The sequence below is a fragment of the Paenarthrobacter sp. CM16 genome, from assembly GCF_013179505.1.
Lineage (GTDB): Bacteria > Actinomycetota > Actinomycetes > Actinomycetales > Micrococcaceae > Arthrobacter.
This window is the reverse complement of record NZ_JABMCX010000479.1, coordinates 1-2,077: the sequence shown is the minus strand read 5'-3', so window position 1 is coordinate 2,077 and position 2,077 is coordinate 1. Positions and strand designations below refer to the sequence as shown.

Sequence of the window (2,077 nt, the reverse complement as noted above, 5' to 3'; positions counted from 1 at the left end):
ACCTCGAGCTCCTCTGCCGGCAGGAGAACGTTCCCGTCGCTCCCGGCGTGCTGTCGCTTGTCATCCGCGCAGGCGGGGGTTCCGTCCGCGACACCCTGTCCGTCCTGGACCAGCTCATGGCCGGCGCCGGTCCCAACGGCCTGGACTACGAACTCGCTGTTGCGCTGCTCGGTTACACGCACGCTTCGCTGCTGGATGACATCGTGGACGCCGTTGCAGCCTCCGACGCCGCGGTGGTCTTCAAAGCCGTGGACCGCGTCATCCAAACCGGTCACGATCCACGGCGCTTTGTCGAGGACCTCTTGGAACGCTTCCGCGACCTCATCATTGTCCAGGCGATGCCCGAGAGCGCCCAGGCCATCCTCCGCGGCATGCCGGCGGACCAAATCGCCCGGATGCGCAACCAGGCAACCAACCTCGGTGCCGCCGAGCTGTCCCGGGCAGCGGACGTCACCAACACCGCGCTGACGGAGATGACAGGCGCAACCTCGCCCCGGCTGCACCTTGAGCTGCTGTGCGCGCGGATCCTGCTGCCCAGCGCCGAACAAACCGAGCGCGGTATCGCTGCCCGGATCGACCGCGTCGAACGCCGCCTCAATTACGGGGCCGACGGCGGCACCCCGGCTGTTGCTGCTGCCCCACCGTCTGCTGCGGCTGCTGCGGCTGCTGCGGCTGCTGCACCGGTAGCTGCGGCTGCTGCGCCGGCGGCCGGGTCCCTTGCCCCAACACCGCCGGCGTCACAGCCGTCCGCTGCTCCCCAGCCCGCGCCGGCTGTGTCCGAGCCGTCCGCTGAGCCTGCCACCCGGGACGCCCTCACTGCCCCACGGGTATCCACCAGCGATTGGCCGGTGGAAGAACGCGCCGCATCCAGCCGACCCGCATCCAGCCGGCCGTCGCAGGCTGTCCCTCCACAGCAGGCTGCTCCTGCATCGGTACCCGCACAGCAATCCCAGCCCGTCCAGGCGGCCTCAGCGGCTCCTCCGGCTCCTCCGGTCCAGGCGTCCCCCCAAGCACCCTCCGCGGCACCTTCCCAGACGGCGCCCGTGCGACCGGAACCCGCGCGTCCGGAGCCACAGGCCACGCCGGAACAGGCCACGCCCGCACACGTTGCACCGCAAACAGCCCCGCAACCGAACGCGGCCGCAGGGCCGGGTGCTTCCGGTGCTACCGGAGACGTGGAGGCCCTGCGTCGGGCATGGCCCGATGTCCTTCAAACCTTGACCAAAATCAAGCGCAGCACTTGGGCATTGGTGGAACCCAACGCCCAAGTGGCACAGTTCGATGGCCAGGTATTGACCCTCGCCTTCACCACTGGCGGCCTTGCGGGTGCTTTCGGCCGTGCAGACCACTCCGAGAACCTTCGGCAGGCAATCCACAAAACCCTCGGCATCGACTGCCAGATCATGGCAGTCGCTGGCGGCAACAGCTCAGCGAGCTCTGAGCCAAACCCAAAAGCGCCTACTAGCCGGCCCACGCCGGCTGCTGCACCCGAGAACGCCCCGGCGTCCGTCCGCGAGGAACCCCCGGCGGCAACAGCAGCAGGTGTAACGTCAGCGCCCGCTGAAACAGCATCAACGCCGGCACCGGTGTCAGCTGTCGACTCCGCATGGGGTCTCGCACCGGCTTCCCCGCCGGCAGCAGCCCCGCCTGCCCCCGTCGCAGTGGCAGCAGCCGAGCCAGCGGCGGCCACCCCGGCGCGTGAAGAGCCCAACGCTTCCGCAGCACCCACTGCCGTGGAACCGAACACCCCGGCACCAGCTCATGCTGCCCCGGCGCCCGAACCTTCCCAGCCGGCCCCCGAGCCTTCGCAGCCATCCGGCGATTACTCCTACCCTGACGACGATTGGGGTCCGCCGCTCGACGAGGATGCGCCGCCTTTGGAGGAGGAGCCTCCCGCGGACTGGGAGCCGCCGTCGGGCTATGGCCGAATGGGCTCACAACCGGCCGCACCCGCAGTCCCCCCGGCCACAGCTTCGCCGTCCACACCGCCAGCTTCCGGGCCGGACAAAACCCCGGCCGCAGCCACATCGTCGCGCGCCTCGAGCGGCAATGCGTCCGATGACCCTTGGTCGCGGGC

Annotated in this window: 1 pseudogene; it reads left to right on the top strand. The window is 69.9% G+C overall.

The window, feature by feature from the left end:
- A pseudogene (locus HP499_RS23635) lies at positions 1 to 2,077 on the top strand (DNA polymerase III subunit gamma and tau); the annotation flags it as partial.